At 37.8% G+C, this 22,174-nt stretch carries 15 protein-coding genes; 6 read left to right on the top strand and 9 right to left on the bottom strand.

Annotation, left to right across the window (positions count from 1 at the left end; translation table 11 throughout):
• Positions 1 to 121: 121 nt before the first annotated feature.
• The 5 genes from P8O16_RS09005 to P8O16_RS08985 all read left to right on the top strand — a co-directional run bounded on the left by P8O16_RS09005 (position 122) and on the right by P8O16_RS08985 (position 8,228).
• Entirely contained in the window at positions 122 to 1,396 is a 1,275-nt protein-coding gene (locus P8O16_RS09005) for a TIGR00366 family protein (protein ID WP_300313526.1), read from the top strand.
• Positions 1,397 to 1,534: 138 nt separating this feature from the next.
• Complete coding sequence (locus P8O16_RS09000) at positions 1,535 to 3,796, top strand: aconitate hydratase (protein ID WP_300313520.1); 2,262 nt, start codon at positions 1,535 to 1,537, stop codon at positions 3,794 to 3,796.
• Between the two features lie 66 nt (positions 3,797 to 3,862).
• Complete coding sequence (locus P8O16_RS08995) at positions 3,863 to 4,459, top strand: hypothetical protein (RefSeq protein ID WP_300313517.1); 597 nt, start codon at positions 3,863 to 3,865, stop codon at positions 4,457 to 4,459.
• Positions 4,446 to 5,144, top strand: a complete 699-nt coding sequence (locus tag P8O16_RS08990; RefSeq protein ID WP_367182806.1) for a DUF2490 domain-containing protein — start codon at positions 4,446 to 4,448, stop codon at positions 5,142 to 5,144. The genes P8O16_RS08995 and P8O16_RS08990 overlap by 14 nt, the downstream gene beginning before the upstream one ends.
• A gap of 135 nt (positions 5,145 to 5,279) precedes the next feature.
• Complete coding sequence (locus tag P8O16_RS08985; RefSeq protein ID WP_300313512.1) at positions 5,280 to 8,228, top strand: ATP-binding protein; 2,949 nt, start codon at positions 5,280 to 5,282, stop codon at positions 8,226 to 8,228.
• Here the strand turns inward: P8O16_RS08985 and P8O16_RS08980 are convergent.
• The 8 genes from P8O16_RS08980 to P8O16_RS08945 form a co-directional block, all read right to left on the bottom strand.
• On the bottom strand, positions 8,216 to 9,157 hold the full coding sequence (locus P8O16_RS08980; protein WP_300313510.1) for a tetratricopeptide repeat protein: 942 nt from the start codon (positions 9,155 to 9,157) through the stop codon (positions 8,216 to 8,218). The genes P8O16_RS08985 and P8O16_RS08980 overlap by 13 nt on opposite strands.
• Positions 9,141 to 10,232, bottom strand: a complete 1,092-nt coding sequence (locus P8O16_RS08975; protein WP_300313508.1) for an AI-2E family transporter — start codon at positions 10,230 to 10,232, stop codon at positions 9,141 to 9,143. Before P8O16_RS08975 ends, P8O16_RS08980 begins: the two co-directional genes overlap by 17 nt.
• A gap of 14 nt (positions 10,233 to 10,246) precedes the next feature.
• Positions 10,247 to 12,277 carry a M3 family metallopeptidase gene (locus P8O16_RS08970; RefSeq protein ID WP_300313523.1) on the bottom strand — a complete coding sequence of 677 codons (2,031 nt, stop codon included), beginning with the start codon at positions 12,275 to 12,277 and terminating at the stop codon, positions 10,247 to 10,249.
• A gap of 22 nt (positions 12,278 to 12,299) precedes the next feature.
• Complete coding sequence (locus P8O16_RS08965) at positions 12,300 to 13,679, bottom strand: tetratricopeptide repeat-containing protein (RefSeq protein WP_300313506.1); 1,380 nt, start codon at positions 13,677 to 13,679, stop codon at positions 12,300 to 12,302.
• A 117-nt stretch (positions 13,680 to 13,796) separates the two neighbouring features.
• Positions 13,797 to 16,250 (bottom strand): zinc-dependent metalloprotease, encoded by a 2,454-nt coding sequence (locus tag P8O16_RS08960; RefSeq protein WP_300313504.1) that lies wholly within the window; start codon positions 16,248 to 16,250, stop codon positions 13,797 to 13,799.
• 64 nt (positions 16,251 to 16,314) lie between these two features.
• Positions 16,315 to 18,423, bottom strand: a complete 2,109-nt coding sequence (locus P8O16_RS08955) for a helix-hairpin-helix domain-containing protein (RefSeq protein WP_300313502.1) — start codon at positions 18,421 to 18,423, stop codon at positions 16,315 to 16,317.
• Positions 18,423 to 19,238: a hypothetical protein gene (locus P8O16_RS08950; protein WP_300313500.1), complete on the bottom strand. Its 816-nt coding sequence runs from the start codon at positions 19,236 to 19,238 to the stop codon at positions 18,423 to 18,425. Before P8O16_RS08950 ends, P8O16_RS08955 begins: the two co-directional genes overlap by 1 nt.
• A gap of 90 nt (positions 19,239 to 19,328) precedes the next feature.
• Positions 19,329 to 20,780: a hypothetical protein gene (locus tag P8O16_RS08945; protein WP_300313498.1), complete on the bottom strand. Its 1,452-nt coding sequence runs from the start codon at positions 20,778 to 20,780 to the stop codon at positions 19,329 to 19,331.
• 63 nt (positions 20,781 to 20,843) lie between these two features.
• Here P8O16_RS08945 and yidD point away from each other — a divergent pair, with 63 nt between their 5' ends.
• Entirely contained in the window at positions 20,844 to 21,068 is a 225-nt protein-coding gene (gene yidD, locus P8O16_RS08940) for a membrane protein insertion efficiency factor YidD (RefSeq protein ID WP_075350862.1), read from the top strand.
• Here the strand turns inward: yidD and P8O16_RS08935 are convergent.
• On the bottom strand, positions 21,065 to 22,168 hold the full coding sequence (locus P8O16_RS08935) for a prolipoprotein diacylglyceryl transferase (RefSeq protein ID WP_300313496.1): 1,104 nt from the start codon (positions 22,166 to 22,168) through the stop codon (positions 21,065 to 21,067). The genes yidD and P8O16_RS08935 overlap by 4 nt on opposite strands.
• Between the last annotated feature and the right edge of the window lie 6 nt (positions 22,169 to 22,174).

The following is a 22,174-nucleotide window of genomic DNA, read 5'->3' as shown; positions in this document are numbered from 1 at the left end:
TTACCTAGACGAGTTTTGTTACAAGCTCAACAGAAGATACTTCGGTCAAAAACTCTTTGACAGACTCATCATTGCTTCGATTTAATCATACTGGCAAGATTGCGGATATACATATTTTTTAATTACGCCTTTTGGATTGGTCCTTTTATTAAGTGCTATTTCAATTATTTCTGCTATCATTTTTGGAAAAAATCAATCTGATACCGTTTCGGATTCGATCCTTATAAACCTATCACATTGGCAACAAGGATTTTTTGGTTTATTGGAATTCACGCTTCAAATGATGATAATTCTTGTTTTGGGGTATAGTATGGCTATTTATAAGCCCATTTATGATGGTTTAAAGAAGCTGGCTTCCTATCCAAACACACAACTTCAGGCTGTATTATTAACAGCTCTTATTACGATGCTTTCTGGTTTGATCAATTGGGGGTTTGGGCTTATCGTAGGAGCAGTCCTTGCCAGATTCATGACAATGGCACAACAAGAAAAAAATAAAAATCCCAATCCTGCATTGCTGGCATCAGCAGGATATTTGGAAATGGCTATTTGGCATGGTGGACTTTCGGCTTCTGCTCCATTAAAAGTAGCAGAGAAAGGTCATTTCCTCGATTTAAAAATTGGAATCATTCCTGTTTCCGAAACGATATTTAGCCCATTTAATATTTTTATTACCTCAGGATTGATTTTTCTTTTTCTTGGAACGCTTTGGATTCTATCAAAAAATGAAAAAAACCAATATGTCCAGATTCACACGAAGCCAATTAAACCAATATCCAATGCGAATTCTTTTGGCTTAGCTTCTTTAGTGGGTTTATTAATGCTTGCTATAGGAATATTCTTTCTGTTTAAAAATGATGCAGGTATCGGCGCGTTAAATTTGAATACCATCAACTTTTTACTATTTGGAATTTCACTTTTTGCCTATAAAAACCTGAGTCGATTTACTGAGGCTGTCACGGAAGGCATCAAAAGTTCAGCTGATATTTTTATTCAATTCCCGTTTTATGCAGGGATTTTGGGGGTACTACAAGCTTCTGGCTTGATAGAGAAGATCTCACTATTCTTTTTGAATAATTCAACAGAAACTTTTATCCCACTGATTACCTTTTCTTCTGCAGCTTTTGTAAATCTTTTGATTCCCTCAGGCGGTGGACAATGGGCTATTCAAGGTCCGATTTTAGTTGAGGTTGGCAAATCATTTAACCTTCCTATCGGTAAACTCATCCTTGTATTTGCTTACGGGGATCAAATTAGTAATCTTCTTCAACCCTTTTGGGCATTGCCTCTTTTGGCAATTACTGGTATACCGGCCAAGCAACTATTAAAATACTGTTTTTGGCTTTTTTTAGTTGGATTTACATTTTTAGCATTGGCTATCTTTTTCTTTTTCTAAAAAAATAAGGCTAAAACGGTTTTAAATAAGGATAAACCTTAGGTTACTAAGTATGTATGGCTACTTATTCTAAGGCTAGTTTCCTATATTTGTGTTCTGAAAAAATGAACCTTTTAACTAACCAAAAACCCCTAAACAATGGCTTTTGATATTAATATGATCAAAGAAGTGTATGCTAGATACCCTGAGCGGATTGAAGCTGCCCGAAAGGTAGTGGGCAAACCACTTACTTTGACTGAGAAAATTCTTTACGCACATCTTTCAGAAGGAGCCGCTTCCCAGGCATACAGCAGAGGAGTCTCTTATGTAGATTTTCAGCCTGACAGAGTAGCGATGCAAGATGCGACTGCTCAAATGGCACTTTTGCAATTTATGCAGGCAGGAAAAAGTCAGGCTGCGGTTCCTTCTACTGTCCATTGTGATCACTTGATCCAGGCGGAAGTTGGTGCTGTGACTGATTTGGCAAAGGCCAATGATAAAAACAAAGAGGTTTATGACTTTTTGTCTTCTGTTTCCAATAAATACGGAATTGGATTTTGGAAGCCAGGAGCAGGAATTATTCACCAAGTTGTTCTTGAGAACTATGCTTTCCCTGGTGGGATGATGATCGGTACAGATTCTCATACTCCAAATGCAGGTGGTTTAGGCATGGTTGCAATTGGTGTCGGTGGTGCTGATGCATGCGACGTGATGGCAGGTCTTCCTTGGGAACTTAAATTCCCAAAATTAATTGGTGTGAACTTAACAGGTAAGTTATCCGGTTGGACTGCAGCTAAGGATGTAATCCTTAAAGTTGCTGGTATTTTAACTGTGAAAGGCGGGACTGGCGCTATAGTGGAATATTTCGGAGACGGAGCGAGATCACTTTCTGCTACAGGAAAAGGAACAATCTGTAATATGGGTGCTGAAATCGGAGCTACCACCTCCATTTTCGGATACGATGAAAAATCTGCTGCATACTTAGAAGGTACAGGTCGAGCAGATATTGCAGCCCTTGCAAATGGAATCGCTGCGCATTTAACTGGCGATGATGAAGTCTATGCTAATCCTGAGAAATATTTCGATCAGGTAATTGAAATCAACCTTTCTGAACTCGAGCCTCATGTAAATGGTCCATTTACTCCAGATTTAGCTTGGCCTATTTCAAAATTTGCAGCTGCAGTGAAAGAAAATGGTTGGCCTGCAAAACTAGATGTTGGATTGATCGGATCTTGTACCAACTCTTCCTACGAGGATATCTCAAGAGCTGCATCACTTGCCCAGCAAGCAGTAGACAAAAAGCTTGTTGCAAAATCTGAGTATACAATTACTCCGGGATCTGAGCAGGTGAGGTTTACAGTGGATCGAGACGGATTCTTAGATACTTTTGGACAAATGGGAGGAGTTGTTCTTGCTAATGCTTGTGGACCTTGTATTGGACAATGGGCACGTCATGGAGCAGATAAACAAGAGAAAAACTCTATTATAACCTCGTTCAATAGAAATTTTGCAAAAAGAGCAGATGGGAATCCAAATACGCATGCTTTTGTAGCTTCTCCTGAGATAGTAACTGCTTTGGCAATTGCAGGTGATTTGACATTTAATCCTCTGACTGACACCCTGACTAATGAAGATGGTCAGCAAGTGAAATTGGAAGAGCCAAGAGGTTTAGAACTTCCAACTCTTGGGTTTGCAGTAGAAGATGCAGGTTATCAAGCTCCTGCTGAGGATGGTTCAAAAGTAACTGTTTCAGTTAGTCCTACCTCAGACAGGCTTCAATTGTTGGAGTCTTTCAAAGCTTGGGAAGGGACTGACTTAAAGGGCTTAAAGCTATTAATTAAGGCAAAAGGAAAATGTACTACGGATCATATTTCCATGGCAGGTCCTTGGTTGCGTTTCAGAGGGCATTTGGATAATATTTCCAATAATATGCTAATTGGAGCAGTTAATGCCTTCAATGATCAGACTAACAAAGTTAAAAACCAACTTACAGGCGAATTCGGAGAAGTCCCTGCCACTCAGAGAGCTTATAAAGCAGCAGGAATTGGTTCAATAGTAGTTGGTGATGAAAACTATGGGGAAGGATCTTCTAGAGAACACGCTGCAATGGAGCCAAGATTTCTGGGTGTAAGAGCCATCTTAGTGAAATCATTTGCTAGAATTCACGAAACGAATCTTAAAAAGCAGGGAATGCTTGCACTGACTTTCGCAAATCCTTCAGATTACGAATTGGTTAAAGAAGATGACTCAATCGATATTGTGGGTTTGACTTCATTTGCTCCTGATAAGCAACTTCAGGTTGTCCTACATCATGCTGATGGAACAAGTGACACCATAAATGTAAATCATACGTATAATCAAGGACAGATTGAATGGTTTAAAGCAGGGTCTGCTCTTAATTTGATTAAGGAAGGTCTTTAGTAGATAGATAAATTAATTTAAACCGCGGTCTTTTTGACTGCGGTTTTTTTTTGAAATGATATCAATATGAAGATTATAAATATTCTAAGATTTGGTTTCTCCTTCATTGTGTTATTTATGCTTGTGAGCATAGCCGTATTAGCCCAGGACAAGGTCGAAAAAGAGGAAAGAATTAGGGAAAAGGAAGTTCCTAAAATTGCTCAAGAGTGGCTTTATGATTCCTTTGAAAAAATAAAACGACCAAAATGGTACAAGGAGTTTTCGGATTCTGGCTATTCATTTGAGGCTAAATTTCAATATGATGATCATTTCCATAGTGTTGAGTTTGATTCTTTGGGCAACATATTGGATGTGGAAATAGAAATAGATTGGTCTGAATTAAAGGAAGAAGTAAGATCTTCAATTGGGAATTATTTTGGAGAAAAATTTAAAGAACATAAACTAATTAAAATCCAAATCCAATATTCAGGAGAGGAGGAGGATTTAAAAGAATTTTTTGATGAGGATGAAAATGAGGGGATTCTGACCCAATACGAAATTGAATTTTCAGGTATAGATTTATCCGGTGATTCAAGGATTTGGGAAGGGACTTTTGATTCTCAGGGTAATTTTCTTGCACAAAGGATAGTCCGAGTTTTGGAAATGGCTAATGTTATTTTTTGATATGCGAGCAATTCTGATATTTCTTGGTGTGTGTTGGTTTCCAATTTATTCAAAGGGACAGTCTCAAACTTTCTTTTCTGGGGTTTTCCCTGAAGTTTCTTTAACAAGGAAGCTTTCAAATGAGAATCGGATAAACTTTAAAATTGAAAATCAATTTATTCTTTTCGATAATAGAGTGGGTGAAATAAAAGAGGCTCAATTTACCCATTACCGAACTGATTTAATGGCATTTCACGACTGGAGGATAAATTCGACAAATAGTATGGCGATTGGGGTTTTTTACCGCTTCCAAGAAGGTGCTGATGCTAAGCGAATCATTCAACAATATGCCTTGATTCAACGATTAAGAAATTTGAGATTGAGCCATCGGTTTCGAACGGACCAGACATTTACTAAGCAAGAAAAAATCGAAGTTCGATTCCGTTATCGATTATCATTTGAATTACCTCTAAATGGAATGACATTGGATCCGGGAGAACATTATCTTATGATTTCCAACGAACCCATATTTAGTCTTCAGAATAAAGAATTTGAACTTGAAAACAGATTGGTTTTTGGAATGGGCAAATTATATTCCAATGGTCAAAAACTTGAATGGAGTATGGATTATCGTACTGATGGATTCATTCAAAATGACCTTAGAACGAGGCTGTGGTTCAAAATTGGATATTTTCAAAGTTTTTAGTCTTTTTTTTATATTCAAACAGTAAAAAACTTGTTGTGAAATACAAAATGATGTATGTTTACGCGTCAATACGAAGAGATTGTCTGATTCCAAGAAATACTCTCTCTTAACTCAATAGATTGGCACTACATTCTAATGCAAGAAAGAGGTATAAACAGTACATTTAAAAAGATCATCTATCAATCTTCGGAGATGGTATTTTTAGCTGATGATACCTATCCCTACAATATTTTTTATGCTAATGAAGCTTTTGAAGCCCAAATAGGAAGTGTCCTTAAAGAGAGGAGTTTGGCAGGCTTGGGGTTGGATATCAATTCTTATATATTTAAGGAGGAGCTAATCCTAACATACGAGGGGACTGATTATGAATTTAAACTAGAGCTGCCTGAAGATTCTGCTTCAAATTATTTTTTGTTTTATAAAGGTATAGAGCTCAAGAAGAATGGACAACTGAGTCCAATTGATACACAGCTTGTTTTTAAATCCAATCTTGACATTATCGGAATAGGTCAGCATGATTACCTTACGTATTTAAACGATGCTGTTTTGCCGATTTTAGGGTATCATTCCGAGGAGTTGCAAAACACTTCTCTTTGCGACTTTATTCATCAAAAAGATCTTAAGAAATTAAAGAAATCTTTAAAAAAAGGCAGACAAGAAGACATAGCCGTTTTATCCAGATTTAGATTTAAGACCAAAGAGAATAGATGGGCTTACTTGGAATGTACTTTTCAATTTACTGGAGACTCATTTTTTGTAATAGGAAGGGATGTCACAGTTCAGGAAAAAGAAAAATCTAAACAATCGCAGCTTGAAAAGTTAAGAAAAGAGACAGTTGACTTTTCAACTGTTTTTTCTTGGGAATTTGATACATATAAAAAGAAGCTTTTGATTGAGCCAGTAGGGGCAACTATACTTCAAACTTCTGAGTGTATTCAACTTGAAAATTTAGAAAATGAGAATGATAGGATAGTTTATGAGTGTATCTCAAATTCTATTTCTAATTTTTCAGCGAAGGAGAATAACAAGTTTCAGTTTCAAATTTCTGACGAAAATGGCAAGTTGAAGTCATTTTCAGGTTTAATAGAGAAAGCTAAAAACCATGAAAATTATTTTTTGGGTGTTGGTTGGGATGATAGCCTTGAAAAAAAATCTAAAGGACAAAATTTACTTTTTGAAGAATTAATAAAGAACTCTCCCAATGCCATCATATTTGTGAAACCGGGTGGAGAGATTTTAATCTGTAGTACCGAAGCAAAAAATCTTTTTGGATTTGACAAAGATTCAGAATTGATGCATCTGAGTCAGTTAGAGATGCTTTTTGTCGAAGTTGACCTTTGGAAGGAGTGGGTGAATATTGCTCAAAAAGAAGAGTTTATTCAACGTTTTTCAACTTTGCTGATTAGTCAGACGGGAAAGCAACTGACCTTAGAAATTTCTTCGAAAGTAAATCAGATTGGAGATGAAAAGTATATATCGATCTCATTTAATAATATTTCTGAAAAAGTAAGCATAGAGCGTTCCCTTGAAGCAAATAGTGACTTCTTGATGAATCTTACAGAGCAAGTTCCGGGAGGTTTGTATCAAATGGTCCTTGATCTGGAAGGTAACATGAGTTTCTCCTTTTTATCAAAAGGAATAGGCGCAGTTCTTGGATTAAATGAAAAGGAGCTTTCTTCCTTTACAGATATTTCAGGTGCGATTTCGAGAGTTCACCCTATGGATTTGCCAAATGTCATCATGAGTTCTGTTGCTTCTGCGAAAAAGCAAGAGCCTTGGCAGTGCCAGTTTAGAGTAAAGACAAATCCAAATTCAAATGATTATAGATGGATTCTTGGAGCTGCTAGGCCTCAATTACTCGAAAATGGAAACATGGTTTGGTATGGCTATCTCACTGATATCAGCAACCAAAAAGAGTTTGAATTGAAACTGGATGAGGCAAGGTTGGCCGCAGAGAAAGCGAATCAAATTAAGTCTGATTTCCTTTCCATGATTAGTCACGAGTTGAGAACTCCTTTAAATGCCATTTCAGGATCTACCTATTCATTACTTCAGGAAGATCCTAACAATAGTCAAAAATCGGCTCTGAATACGATCAATTTCGCAGTAGATAATTTGATCATTATGATTAATGATCTTCTAGATTTTCAAAAAATCGAAGCAGGTAAATTAACCATTGAAAATAACCCTTTCAATCTTGAGGACTTTTTATATCAGATCGAAAGGGGACTTTCATTCCATGCCAAAGACAGTAAAAATAAGTTGACGTTTGATCTCTCAAAAGGATTAGGAATCAACGTGAAAGGGGATAAGACAAGGCTTTCTCAAGTGATGAATAACTTGATTACTAATGCCCTCAAATTCACAAATGAAGGAGATGTGGATGTCAAAGTGGAGCTGAAAGAAGAAAATGAGAATAAGGTGCGTGTGTATTTTGAGGTGAAAGATAATGGGATAGGTATTGCTCCTGAAAACCAGGAAAAGATTTTCAATGATTTTGATCAAGTAAAGCCAACCTTTTCTACCAAATATGGTGGAACCGGATTAGGACTTTCAATTACCAGAAAGCTCCTGAATCTTATGGGAGGAGAAATCAAACTTGAATCAGAAGAAAATAGAGGAAGCAAATTCTTCTTTGAATTGGTTTTTGAAATAGAAGATCAGAAAAATAGACACCTGGATTCGAATCATTCTACCAACGCGACGCCTTCAACGCTTCATCTATTGATGGCTGAAGACAATGATGTAAATGCACTTGTTTTGGGGAAAATCATTAAAAAATGGGGCTTTACTTTTGATCGGGTTTATAATGGGAAAGAAGCGGTTGAAAAATTTGCAAAGGAGCATTATGACTGCGTTTTGATGGATATTCAAATGCCGGTAATGGATGGTTTTGATGCTACCATAGGGATAAAAAAGATTGCGGATGTACCTGTGATTGCACTTACAGCCGCTGCAAAGTTAGAGATCATGGAGCGAATTGATGAATGTGGCTTTGATGGATTTGTAGCAAAGCCAATTGATGCAGCCGAACTGTTGAAGAAAATAAGAGAAGTAATTTCCGCCAGGGGTCAAAGATCTTGAGTTTTTTCCAAATACTCTTTTACTAAATCCATATCCGGGTAATCGCGATTTAACTCATTTAGGTATTGAATCGCTGAGATTTTATCACCTTTCATGACATAATAAATGCCCTTGTTTCTGAGTGCAAAGGGATTTTTAGGATCCATTTTTATGCTTTGGTTAATTAATTCCAGACCTTCTTCCAGCTGACCTAAAAAAAGTAGGTAAAGTCCTTTGTTATTGTAAAAATAGGCCTGGCGATTGTTTAAGGTGATTGCTTTCTCTACAGAGTTCAGTGCTTTTTCATATTCCTTTTCTTCGAAATAAATCATTGATCTCAAATTATGAAGATTGGATTCACTTGGATTTATGGCTTCTGCTTGATCAAGTATTTCTTGAGCCTGATTCATTTCTTTTAAATAAAAAAGAATGGTTGCCTGATTTACTAATAGGTCAGAATTTTCAGGCGCTAATTCAGAAGCTTTTCTAAATGAATCCAAGGCCTCAGGATAGTTTTTTAGCTTCTCTTCAACCAAACCTTTTAGGAAATAGCTATGCCAATTTGAAGCATCAAGAGAAAGTAAACTTTCTGAATCTTCTCTTCCTTTATAGAATTCACCATTATCAATATAGCTTAATCCTCTCTGGAAATAAGCATCATAGTATTCCGAGTTGTATTTGATGGCAAGTGAAAAATCCCCTAACGCTTCCTCTAATTGGTTGAGCTGAATGTGTGCTAATCCCTTGTTGAAATAGGCGTCGGCATAGGTAGAATCAAGTTCAAGTGCTTCCGTATAGAATGAAAGTGCATTTTTGGCATCGTTTTCTTTCAGCTTCTCATTCCCCTTTAGAAGGAATCTCCCTTTTTTGTCCTCCAATGAATCACAGGAAAAGAAAATTATAAAAACTAGAATCGGGAAAAATTTTATTCGTTTAGGCAGGTTCTTCATTTTCTTCTTTTTCCGTTTGATTTTTTTCTTCTCCAAGTAGAAGCGCAAATGGTCTTGTTTGTTCGTTTAATTCAAAAATTTCACGAAGAATAGCCATTGTTGGGATGATCAAAATCATACCAGCGACGCCCCAAATCGATCCACCGACAAGTAAACCTAAGAAAGTAACAAATGCATTGAGATTCACATTTCCACCGACGATTTTTGGAGTCAAGAAATTACCTTCGATCACTTGAATGATTTGATAAGAAGCAATAACTCCAAGAGGATAAAATAAACTATCCTTTGTCAAAAATGAATATACCATTGGCATCATAGCGCCAAAGAAAGGTCCCACATAGGGAATGATATTTAAAATAGCTCCAATCAGACCAAAGAAAATCGCATGTTTGATTCCTAACAAACTGAAAGCTGTAATATTCAATACGGCTAAAATCCCCATTACTTTTACAACTCCAATAATATAGTTTTGAACTACTCTTCTCAATTTTACAATTCTCATCCGGACGATTTCAGGATCCTTATCTCTATAAATCTGAATGATAAGATTAGTCAGATGATTTCGATAGAGTAGAAAGAAAAACATGAATACTGGGATTAAAACAACTCCGGAAAGTGAGCCAACCGTATTCAATGCAAAGGTAGAAATGCTTGATCCATTTTCTGTGAGAAAAGTTTTGATGTAGTCAGTATTCGCTTTTGACTCTAAATCAAGATTGTATTCAAAATTTCTCAATGCCCAGTCATCCAGTTCTCCAGCGTAATTCTGAAGTTTATCCGAAACATTGTCAAAATCCTTTGTAAAGGAAGAGACTGTAGAGACAATGAAGGATAACAGACCTCCAACGATTGCTATCATGGTCAATAGAGAAACTATAGCGGAAAGAGTTTGAGGAATCTTTTTCGAGACCAACCAATTGGAAAGGGGAGTGAATAGGATAGCAAAAAAACCACCCATGAAAAGTGGGACTAACAAGGTTTTACCCACTATCAGAAAAAACACCAAAACAATGATGAAAACCATCACCGAAAGTGCTTTAAGATAAGGAGGTAGGTAAAAATCTATATTTCTCATTTGCTTTCTAATAATTAGTTTAAATTTTCCGAAACTAACCCAGACCTTTTTAATAAAGCATCTTGCTTCGGGGATCTTCCTCTAAATCTCTTGTATAAAACCTCCGGATGTTCTCTTCCTCCTGCTGATAAAATATGCTCTTGGAATGATTGCGCAGTCTCTGCATCAAAAACTCCTTTTTCTTGAAATAACTCAAATGCATCTGCATCCAAAACCTCAGCCCACTTATAGCTGTAATACCCCGAAGCATAACCACCTTGGAAAATATGAGAAAATGAAGTACTCATCAATGTTCCAGAAACTTTTGGTAGCAGGTCAGTTTGCTTCATAATATCTCTTTCAAAATCAAAGACGCTAGTGATGGATTTCGGATCCTGGCTGTGATAAGCCATATCTAATAACGCAAAGCTTAATTGCCGTAAAGTTTGATATCCTTGTTGGAAGTTTGATGCTTTTTTTATTTTCTCAATCAATTCCTCAGGGATTTTTTCTCCGGTTATGAAATGTGAGGCAAATAGGTCAAGACATTCTTTTTCATAACACCAGTTTTCAAAAATTTGAGAGGGAAGCTCTACAAAATCCCAAAAAACACTAGTGCCTGACAATGATTCATATTTCCCATTGGCCAATAAGCCATGAAGTGCATGTCCAAACTCATGAAAAAGCGTGGTAACCTCATTGAAGGTTAAAAGACTTGGTTTGGACTTAGTAGGCTTAGTGAAATTGCAGACAATTGATACATGCGGTCTTTCAATTCCACTCTGTCCCTTGAAGCTTGTCATCCAAGCTCCGTTTCGCTTGCCAGCTCTTGGGAAAAAATCAGCATAAAACACTGCTAGGTGCTTCCCGTCGCGATCTTTGACCTCGTAGGCAGTAACATCCTTATGATAAGTGGGAATGTTAGTGTCGGGACTGAAAGTGATTCCAAATAATTTTTCAGCAGTTTGAAAAACGCCATTGATCACTTTCTCTAATTGGAAATAGGGACGGAGCAGCTCATCATCCAGAGCATATTTTTCTTTTTTGAGTAACTCTGAGTAATAAGCAAAATCCCACTTTTCGATTTTTTCAATCCCATCGATTTTCTTGGCAAATTCTTCTAATTCCTTTATCTCTTGGATCGCCTTTGGTTTTGCCTTTTCTAAAAGTGATTCTAGAAATTCCATTACTTGACTTGGGCTTTTTGCCATGCGTTCTTCCAAGATGAAATCTGAATGGCTTTTGTATCCCAATAGAGTTGCACGCTCAAATCTTAGTCTGAGAATCTCTTTGATAACCTCCTGATTATCCAATTCATCTCCTTTGGCACATTTGGTGCTCGAAGCCATAAACAAAGTTTTTCGCAATTCTCTGTTTTTGGCATAGGTCATGGCAGGAATATAGCTAGGATAGTCCAATGAAAAAGCCCAATTGCCAGGCTGTCCTTTTTCCTCTGCAAGTTGGGCTGCAGCTTCCTGAATACCTTCCGGAAGACTATCAATGGCAGATTCCTCCTTTTCAAAATGAATAAATTTATTCGTTTCTGCTAAGACGTTTTCACCAAATTTGAGACTTGCCTGAGCTAGTTCCTGATCTATCTTCCGGAGGTTAGAAGCCTGCTCAGAACTTAATTTTGCTCCGTTTCGGACAAAAGATTTATAAGTTTTTTCTAATAGCGTAGTTTCTTCAGGATTGAGATTTAGTTTATCTTTTTGTTCAAAAACCTGAGAAATTCGCTGGAAAAGATCTTGATCCAATAGGATGTCGTTGGAGTGAGCAGTCAGGAGTGGTGAAATCTCTCTAGCGAGTTTTTGTATTTCATCATTGGTTTCAGCTGAATTCAGATTAAAAAAAATTGAGGTGATTCTGCCTAAAAGTTTGCCGGACTGATCAAGTGCTTCGATCGTATTTGAAAATGTGGGGATTGGATTCTTTTTGATTTTTTCTACGTCATCTTTTGCCAACTTGATGGCTTCTTGTATTGCAGGTAAAAAGTGTAAGGATTCAATTTTATCGAAAGGGGCAGTATCAAATGGATTGTCAAATTTGACCAATAAAGGGTTCATCATTGAGTATTCTGATTTTATGTTATTCTGGTTGTTTCCAAGCTGGATCAAGTAAGTGTCCAACTGTTTTCATTTTGGACTCTAATTTAGCTAATTGATCCGAGAAGCTATCCCACATCCAACCATAGTGAGGGATGTTTTTTGCATTTTCTAAATGTGCATGGTAAGCCTTGAAATCGCCTAACCCGAATGATGCTTCAGCTTGATTCACTGCTATCCAAAATTTTTGTGCATCGTAATACTCTTGAAGTTCTTTTCCTTCTTTTGTCCCGTTATCAATTCTGGTTTTATCAATAGCTTCTTTTTCCAAAATTATTGGAAGATCTCTTTCGCAGAGATAGAGTACTCTTTTCCAGGTTCGCTGAGCAAATATTAGATCAGCAACTTTTTCGTGTTCTGTGCCAGACAAACTTGTAGTAGCTCTATACACCAGAGTCAAAGCTAGATTTACGCCATTGTATCGATTGTTTAATAGATAATAGCTTCGTTGAAAATATAGAATCGAGTTTTCAAGATGACTTACTCTTTCCCCGCATTCAAAGAGTTTTTTTTCAATTGCTCCTGCTGAGGAAACAGTTTCAGGATCATTCGTATGAGCTAGATTGATGGATTCAAGTAGCTTAAGTGACTCATAAAGTGAAGTCACCAAATCTGGAAGAGCTGCCTTGTATGTCGTAAATGCAAGACGATGAATCAAATACAAATCTTTTTGCCCTTGGCTCAAACTTGAAAGTTGTACTGCGGTTTGGAATAGTGTTTTTGCAGTGAGGAAGTCCTTCTTTTCAATGGCATCTTCTGCCTCTTGTATGATCAGCGATAGCGCCTTCCCTTTATCTTGAATCGGGGCTTCAGCTGTTTTTGAAATTTCATTTATTGCAAGGTCTATTTCCTCCTGAATTTTTGGGGGAATCAATGAATTCAAATAAGTATAAACCGGACTGTCTGGTTCCTCTTTATGGATTACAGTTTCGATTAATTTCCCTAAAGCCCCACGAAAGCGCTCCACTTCTTCATAATCAATTGCATCTCCAAGATGCTTATAACTGGTGATCAAAATATGGTTTAAATCAAAAGGATAAATCAATTTATCCTCAGATATCACAATAGTTGTAAAGGGTCTCAGGGCATGTCTTACACCTAGTTCATAGATTGCATTTGGATTTGCTGTTGACAAATCAGCGATTACTAAATCTGCCTGGAGCAGTTCCTGATACATTTGTACATCGATTGACCCGGAATGTGTGATTTCGTCTGCTCGAACACATTCCAAACCTTTAGCTTCTACTACAGGTTTAATCAAAAGTCGATAAGATTTGTTAAGATCAAGTTTTCTTCCATTTACATAGTCTGTCTTGGTTCCAAATCCCATGACTACAAAACATCGCTTTTTAGTATCTGTCATAAAAATATAAGATTTAAAAAATCAATATAATCTTTATCCTTCTCGCATTCAATGTATTAAAAAAATAAAAGCTGGCAATACTGCCAGCTTTTATACTTTTCAGAGCATTAATTGACTTTAGAAATCAAAGTCACAACTCATATCTTCCATCCCAATAGGAGCTCCGTCAGGTACTTTTAGAGATTCTTGAGGAGTGAGTTTGACTGGCAGATCCAAATAGGTTTGAATTTTATCTGCGAGATACCTAGAATGCATCCCGAGTACTGAATTATTGCCACCACGGCTTTTTAGACCAACCGTATTGTCCACAAATCCGGTCTCTTTTAGAGTTTTCAAATATCCTCTGGTTATTGCTCTGACTGAATTAGACACTTCCGGATTATCCGCAAGCAAAATCATATGATCAATCAGTTTGGATTCAGTCATGAATTTGATTTCCCCTGCCATTCCTTCAGGTACTGCATAGCTGAAGATTTTTCTTGTCACGTCGTCCAAAACAGAATTTAAGCTTGGAAGCGAAGGATTCTGAAGATTTTGCAAATACAGACGGGTAGCTCTACCTCCATCGAATAATAGTCCAAAGGTTAAGTCCACCACACTTTCCGCAGGAGCAATAGGGTCAAAGACCGGTCCTGTTCGCGATACAAAAGTCTCTCTTGTTTTGCCATATCCAAATGGTCGAGGTGGAATTAATGCCAATATATGGGGCGGAACCTCCAACATATTTGGCTGAATAGCCAATAGTAATGCATCCAATGCTGATTTTTGGTCGGCAGCACTAATCCATTTATGTTCTGGTTGATTGTCTCCCTTGATCTTATAAGTATAGTCCATACCGCCGATCAATTTTGAAGTAGCCTCAACTTGATACCTATGCATTAGGTAAAGCGGCACAAATACCTCTTCAAGCATCGCTTCGGGCTCTCCGTTTCTAATTGAATTCAAACCAAAGCTTTTCATTTTAATGGCTCTTAGATCAAGCATTCTGTTTAGTTCAACAGGAGCAGAAGCACCATTGTCCCATAAGTGTGATCTAGGATGCACGCCACTTGGGTTTCGTGAATCTGAATCCGTGATGAATTCATATCCCGCAGCATAAGTAGCTTCCAAGGTTTTCTCTAAGAAATCGGATTCTGACTGACCTTGAGCCGGATATCCATAGCCGTAGGTAATTGCCCATTTGTCCCACTCGCCAATTTTATCATCATAGGCATTGCTTAGATCTAGTTCACCTTTAGCATTGCCTGTTATAACTGGATAAGGGTAATCCATCACTGAAGATCGACCTTCTGCTGATGTAGCATAGCTATGTGCTAATCCTATCGTGTGACCAATTTCGTGTGCAGATAGTTGCTTCAATCTGGCTACTGCCAGCTCCAACATTTTAGGGTCTGGCGTGTCTCCATTTTCGTAAGGCTGGATCAGTCCTTGTGCAATTAGATAATCTTGTCTTACTCTCAAGGATCCCAAAGAAACGTGTCCTTTCAGAATCTCACCAGTTCTTGGGTCTCTCACGCTAGCGCCATAAGACCAGCCTCTGGTAGATCGATGAACCCACTGAATTACATTGTATCTCACATCCATCAGATCCATGCCTTCTGGCGCAATCTCGACACGGAAAGCATTTTTGAAGCCAGCTGCTTCGTAAGCCTGATTCCACCAATTTCCTCCTTCGATCAAAGCAGAGGCTACTGGTTCTGGGGTCCCCCGATCAAGGTAGTATACAATTGGCTCGACAACTTCAGATACGGCAGCATTCGGATTTTTCTTAATCAATCGATGTCTTGCAATGTAGCGCTTCACGATAGGCTCAGAAATAGGAGATGTGAAGTCCATAAATGAAATACTCCCAAATCCTCCTCTAGGATCAAATTCCCTTGGCTGATATTGATCATCAGGAAGCTCAATAAAGGAATGTCTCTGACGAACCGTGACAGCATCTGGGGTAGGAGTGACAGAACGTAGATAAGCTCCAGTAGCGTTTCCGGTGAGTGTGATGGTAGCCTCTACCTCAGTATTTTGGGGAAAGTTTTTTGTCATAGGATAGTAGAGCCCAGAGCGACTGTTATCAACTTTGAATGTCCCCTGTCTACTTTGTCCTAATCTGCCTGCTACATCATGCGCATCCTGAAGATAAAAGTTAGTAGCATCTACAATTAGAGAGTTGCCATCTTTTTGAGCTACCTCAAAACCCCAAATGATTGATTCTGCAAATGCATCTTTAACTGATTGCACTTCAGCCGGATTAGAGGAATAGGCTCTGAAATCATAGTTTTTATGGACTAGAAAAATTTTATTTCCGGTTTTGCGGAATTCAACTATTCTCGTGTCACCTAGCTGACCTCGATCCAATCCAATATCATTGGAACCTATACCAGCTGTAAGCGAATTGACATAGAGAAATTCTTTTTCCAGATTATCGATCTGCAAGTAAATCTTCCCTTTTTCTTCGTCAAGATAAAAAGGCACAAAGCCATCTTTTTTGCTCATTTTGCTTAGGTCAATGTTTTGTGCCAAAGCGAGATTGAGGCTAAAAAGAAGCAATAGCGTGGTCTGTATTATTCTTTTCATGGATTTTTCGGTTTGTTTCGAAATTAGAAAAAAACAGAGTTGAAAACCTACCATTGATGGAATTTTAGCGATGTAATAGGTATCGTATCAAAAATGTGCTTTCAGTCTGATATGGTTTTGAAATCTTTTGAAGACCAGAACTGATTTCTTCACGGTCAGTATAACTAGTCCTGGCAAATCTAAGATACCCCGTTAGCTGACTGTTAAATTGATATTGCCCGACTAGGTAATACCGCATGCCTTGACCAAAATAAGCCGGGACTGAGAAAGTCCAAAGTACATTATTTTCAAAGGTATATAACCTGTTTTCATACTCTTCTGCATCAAAAAGTGCCATTCTCCCAGTTAGTCTAAATGCTCCAAAGCTGTATTGAACATCCTGTAAGATCATGAATCCCGAAGTGACTTTACTATTAAAATCTACTTTGCTAAAGAGTACTCTAGATCGGATAAAGAGGTCTTTGCTGATTTGATATTCGAGACTTAAAAGACCATTAGTTTTTTGGATAGGTTGGATGGAATAATTCAAAGCTGGCTCGCCAGAGTCTGGAATATTTCTTTCTTTTTGTTCTTTTCTGATTTGAAAAAAGGCAGTCAAATTTCGATTTGGTTGGTAAGTGATTCGACTGAGCCATTCATATCCACTTGATGGGGCGTAGATTCGATACCTAAGCCAAGGGAATTTAAAGAAATCGAAATAGGAGTTGATCTTCCATCTTAATGTAGGTTTGATTTGTATTCCTAAATAAACCCCTCTTTCGTTGATCGGTCGAGTACCCTCAGCAAAAGCATTTCCATAGAAACTATGAAAGTTCCGATCGTATTTTCTCCATAAAAACGAAAAATCCACCTGCTTGCTTAGACTTGAAATGAAGCCTAAGACGGTTCCGTTTCCCCCTAATTGAGAATATGCAGATTCCCCAAATAAGAAAAAGTTTCTCCAATTGTAGCTGGCATAGAGGCTTCCGATAGAATTGTTTGTTCCTCTAAACTCATATTGATTATAGGGTGTCAAGCTCCTCTGCCAAGGTTGATCAAAGTTCGTTAGCAGATAGTTTACGCCAGAATAAAACTTCCCATTCCTGTTGCTGTATTGTAGATTGGTCCCAAAGTTCAGTTCCTTAAATTGGCTTTTAGTTGCCAGTTCGCTTGGAGTACGATGAAGGCCACTCTGATTGAAAGAAGAAATAAATTCGGTTGTGTTTTCCAATGTGTCGAGAGCCGTACCTATTCGGCCATCTCGAGAAGTGGATGAGGCTATAATTGTGCTTTGCCAGTTTTTAAAACGGTAAGTTGCCCCGACTCCTCTAAAAAAACCAAATTCTAAAGCAGCTGTGTATGGTGTAATTCCTATACTACTTCTACGAATTGTGGGTACTGTTTCTGCTCCTTTCCCAAGTGAATATCCCGCTCCAAAAACCAGCCCTTGTCCAAATGAAACTTGGAAGTCTCCCAAGCTGATAGCTTTCCACCTACCCATGTTGTATCGGGTAAAATGAAAGGAAAGAAAATTGAAACCATATCTGGCGCTTTTCCTATCCCAAGTAAACTGCTCGCCAGCATCTTTGTCTAAGGTTAGGCCCAAACTGAAATCTCGTGCATGTTGAATTCGAAAGCGAAGGTAAAGGTCATTTGGATCCCCTAAGTATCTTGACGAAATTCTTCCGGTTGAACTCGTATCAGGTGGAGTAAATCCACTTCGAGTTTCCCAAACCCTCCGATGACGAAATAAAAAGTAAGCCTGTTCCTCCATTTTTACTCTTTTCCAAAACGACTGGGTTTTACCTGAACTTTCGTTTCCAAGGGTTAAGAATGGGATAATTTGATCAATGGTGTTGGAGTCGAAACCTGGGATAGCCTGAAGTTCATACAAGGAAATAAAGTCCCCAAATTCAGATCTATACCTTATCAAGTTGCTAATCTGATCAGGACTCAAGAGGTAACTGGCTTGAAGGATCTCTGAATCTGCTTTATTAATATCGATCGGATTAGAATAAAGCTGAAAAAGAACTTCATAAATTGCTTCATAATCAATATCCTCATCTTGGACAGGAAAGAGTCGTTCGATGAGCTGCTCCTGGTCTATAGGTATTTTTGGAGGTGCTTGAGCTTTCGCCTCAGTATAATACATACTTAGAACTGCTACGATTGCAATTTTCCCGATACTTCTCATTAGTCCCAAGAGTATGATAGACTTAGATGAGAAGTGCTTCCCAAGGGATTGTTTTGTCCGTAGCCAAAGTCTATCCCAAATCTTTCATGCTTTAGGCCTAAACCAAAAAAGATTTTAGCAGGATTGGAATTTATTCCTGTTCGAAGGGCGATCCATTCTTTTATTTCATACTCTAATCCGAATTTGTAGACTGCTGAGATTTGAATATCTTTTTCTACTTCTGCAAAAAATTGAAGTTGATCAATTGGAGTATAAGCCAAGCCTAGACTTATTCCTGTTGGAAGTCTTTGATCACTGTTTTTACCCAGCTTCCCCCTCGTCAGGTTTCCAATAGTCGCGCCTAAACTCAGTTTTGGGTCTAATTCTGCGATTCCTCCCAGGCTGAAAATCAAACTATTTCCAGAGCCAAACCCTTCGATTTGTGTTTGGAACCACTCTATTTTACCACCAAAACTTACTATTCCTAATTGATTTGCAAACGCAATTCCAAGGGACTGCTGATTGAATAATTTCCCCCCAAATCGGCTAACTCCAAATCCGAAAGTGGCGAAATTACTTCGGAGTGAGGCTGCTAAGTCATAAGTATTAAGTTCTTTAAGACCAAATCGATGATCATATCCTACGACAATTTGGTCAGCTTCTAACTTAGCAAGAATGCCAGGGTTATTAAAGTAACTCCATGCAGAGGATCCAAAAACCCGGATATTCCCAATACTTTGATTTTGAGCTCCGTGGACTTGAGTTAAGGGATCTGTTTGGGCAAAAGTTTTTGCCGATAGCAGGAAAAGGAAGCTTAGAAAAATTGAATGCTTCATGATTGGAAAAAATTTGATGTTGAATTTAGTTAAAAATTTTAATTTTCAACTAAGTCCAGATTTTTCCAGAAAAAAGAATTCAAAAAAAGCTTAGAAAGGAGTCTTGAAATTGAAAAAGAAATTACCCTCACCGCTATTATTAAGCGAATACTCAAATCTCAGTACTGAGTCATAGAAACCAACCAAATCTATTCCCATTCCATATCCGAATAGATATGTATTTGTCAATCGGGAATTCTCAGGGATTTTATTTCGATCAGTGACATAACCATGGTCAAAATTGGCACTCCAATATAATCGGATTGGGATGGTACTAAACTGCTCCAATTTGGAATACCTCGAAATGTCATACTCCTTATCAAAGATTTTCCAGCGGAAACTGTTTTTATGAACATAGAGCTGCTGTCCTTCGACTACATTCAACTCATAACCTCTAATAAAATCAGGAGAATATCCAATCCCACGAACCAAAGTGTAAGGTTGGCTTTGACTTAGGAACCAGTCTGCGGTCAATCCTGTATTGAAATTGAAACGATCATTAAACTTGAAGTATTTATTGGCAGTAATGCTCACTTCTACTTCATCCAAATCCTCAACAAAAAAGATCCCGTATTTGGTAATCGAAAGTTGGAGTAATTCTCCATCAGTGGCATAGGCAACATTGTCACGTCGATCATGTCTGAAAATATAAGTTCCATAGAGATACTGAAGTTGTGTCTTTCCATTTTGAAAGTAGGAGGGACTCTGTACCAATATTTCAGGATCTATAGAAGTGTTAGTATAACCCAGAGTGAAAAAATGGAAATTATAGAAACTCCTGCGGTAGGTATACCTGACAGCAGCGCCAAAGTTCTTGCGCAGTACCCTTTCATCTTCTGATGTATAAAATACTTGTCTGTTAAATTCTGACTTTATAGGGATGGTTTTATTCTCATTGAAATTCACCTGGAAAGCTAAGCCATGTTTCTGCTTTTTATCAATATATGGTTTACTGTACTGAATATCCAAAGCCCTGGTAAAGCCCAACTGTCCTGAGAATCTCAGTTTTTCATTTCTCCCGGCGACATTCGAATGACTTAAGCGAAGGCCAAAATTCACCCTTGAAAAGTCTCTGTTCTGATTCGTCCACCATTCTGCAAAATTCCTGTCTGCAAGTTGGAATATTAATTGAGGTAGAAGATACCAACGCTCTTTCACTGTGATGAGCACTTCTATTTCTTTTTCATCTATTTCAAGAGGGGTAATCTCTACGGATGTAAAAAGCCTCAGATTATAAATTTTCTTCTGGTCAGCAACTAATATTTCAAGAAGTGTTTCCCAATCATAATAGTAGTCAGTAACAAAATCCAATTCTCGAAAAATAATTGATTTTTTAGTTTTTTCATTTCCGATAATAAAGATATTATTCACCTTTACTTTGCGCTCATTAGAGGGTGCCAGAGAATTATCATTTTGTGCAATACTAGGAATCGGAACTGATACTCCGAAAATCAAAATGAAGGCAGAAAAAAAGAAGGTGATATGTAGTCGCTTGGATAGCAAGATGGAATCGGAAAGAAGTATTTTTGGTTAAATGATAGATTGCCTTTAATTTAAAATCAAATCATGTTTAAGACCATCGTTCGAAAGATAGCAATATTTCCAGTTTTGGTATATCAATACACTATTTCTCCACTTTTTCCTGCAAGTTGTAGATATACTCCCACTTGCAGCCAATATACCAAAGAGGCAATTTTGAAACACGGAGTTTTCAAAGGAGGCTGGTTGGGAATCAAGCGAATAATTAGTTGCAATCCATGGGGTGGACATGGTCATGATCCTGTTCCTTAATTTTTCAAAGACTTAGGTCCCTTTTTTAAGGCTAGTATTACTAAAACAATACCTCCAAGCACAAGAGGAACACTTAGCAGTTGACCCATGTTGAATGCCATTGATTCTTCAAAGTCAACTTGATTTTCTTTGAAAAACTCCCAAACAAATCGCATTCCAAATACACTAATCAAGAAAAGCCCAAGGAGCAGTCCCTCTGGTGTTCTTTCACGGTAATGATTCCAAATGGCTAATAGGATCAAGAAAATGATGAAATATGAAATTGATTCATAAATCTGGGTAGGATGTTTAGCTTTTCCAAAGGTCTTTACTGTTGCCAAATAGTGATCTCCCTGATCTACTATTGTCAAATCAAGCGGTGTCTCCACTTGTTCTGCATAGTAATTTTTGGAGGAATTAAACTGGGTCAGTGCATATTTAATGTCTCTTCTTAAGGTATTCTCGAGATCAGCTAAATCATAGGTGCCCTTATTGATTTCTATATCGATGTTCATAGGGACAATTCCATTCCCTTGCAATTCCCCTTGGCGATCAGTTGGTTTGTAGGCTTCGATTGATTCCACAGGAACTCTAAGTGATTGGAGTAATTCTTCTATATGCCAAGCATAAACAAAGCCATTGTCCGTTAAGGTCTCTTTTCCACCTATTTCTGAATTCATTAGGTTTCCAAATCGGATTAAAGCGCCTGTCATTGCGGTGACGATTACAATTCGATCTACTACCCAGAGATAGCTTTGCCCAGGTGTCTTTTTTGCATAAATCCATAATGCAATTAAAATTGCTATTGCAGCTCCGTGACTTGCAAGTCCTCCTTCCCAAACTTTCAGAATATCTATTGGATTACTTAGGTATTTTTCTGGCTCATAAAACAGGACGTGACCAAGTCTAGCGCCTATTATAGTCGCTAAAACCATATAAATAGTCAGTTTGTCGACTAGGTTTTCATCTTGACCTTCCTTACGGAAAAAATAAACCATGAATTGCTGTGAGATAATAAAGCCCAAGGCAAAAAGTAAACTATACCAACGTAATCGCTCAAAACCCGGGAAAACTGCCGGGTTAGGATCCCATACTACGTAACTTAGAATTGATTCAAGCATAATTTG

Origin of the sequence: Algoriphagus sp. (assembly GCF_029254265.1) — a bacterium.
GTDB lineage: Bacteria > Bacteroidota > Bacteroidia > Cytophagales > Cyclobacteriaceae > Algoriphagus.
Note: the sequence above shows the minus strand (reverse complement) of the source record. Positions and strands in the feature narration are given on the sequence as shown.

Bases quoted from the DNA above. Each gene is read 5' to 3' on its own strand.
- P8O16_RS09000 (WP_300313520.1), top strand. From the start codon at position 1,535: ATGGCTTTTGATATTAATATGATCAAAGAAGTGTATGCTAGATACCCT.
- P8O16_RS08995 (WP_300313517.1), top strand. From the start codon at position 3,863: ATGAAGATTATAAATATTCTAAGATTTGGTTTCTCCTTCATTGTGTTA.
- P8O16_RS08990 (WP_367182806.1), top strand. From the start codon at position 4,446: ATGTTATTTTTTGATATGCGAGCAATTCTGATATTTCTTGGTGTGTGT.
- P8O16_RS08985 (WP_300313512.1), top strand. From the start codon at position 5,280: ATGCAAGAAAGAGGTATAAACAGTACATTTAAAAAGATCATCTATCAA.
- P8O16_RS08980 (WP_300313510.1), bottom strand. From the start codon at position 9,157: ATGAAGAACCTGCCTAAACGAATAAAATTTTTCCCGATTCTAGTTTTT.
- P8O16_RS08975 (WP_300313508.1), bottom strand. From the start codon at position 10,232: ATGAGAAATATAGATTTTTACCTACCTCCTTATCTTAAAGCACTTTCG.
- P8O16_RS08970 (WP_300313523.1), bottom strand. From the start codon at position 12,277: ATGAACCCTTTATTGGTCAAATTTGACAATCCATTTGATACTGCCCCT.
- P8O16_RS08965 (WP_300313506.1), bottom strand. From the start codon at position 13,679: ATGACAGATACTAAAAAGCGATGTTTTGTAGTCATGGGATTTGGAACC.
- P8O16_RS08960 (WP_300313504.1), bottom strand. From the start codon at position 16,250: ATGAAAAGAATAATACAGACCACGCTATTGCTTCTTTTTAGCCTCAAT.
- P8O16_RS08955 (WP_300313502.1), bottom strand. From the start codon at position 18,423: ATGAGAAGTATCGGGAAAATTGCAATCGTAGCAGTTCTAAGTATGTAT.
- P8O16_RS08950 (WP_300313500.1), bottom strand. From the start codon at position 19,238: ATGAAGCATTCAATTTTTCTAAGCTTCCTTTTCCTGCTATCGGCAAAA.
- yidD (WP_075350862.1), top strand. From the start codon at position 20,844: ATGTTTAAGACCATCGTTCGAAAGATAGCAATATTTCCAGTTTTGGTA.
- P8O16_RS08935 (WP_300313496.1), bottom strand. From the start codon at position 22,168: ATGCTTGAATCAATTCTAAGTTACGTAGTATGGGATCCTAACCCGGCA.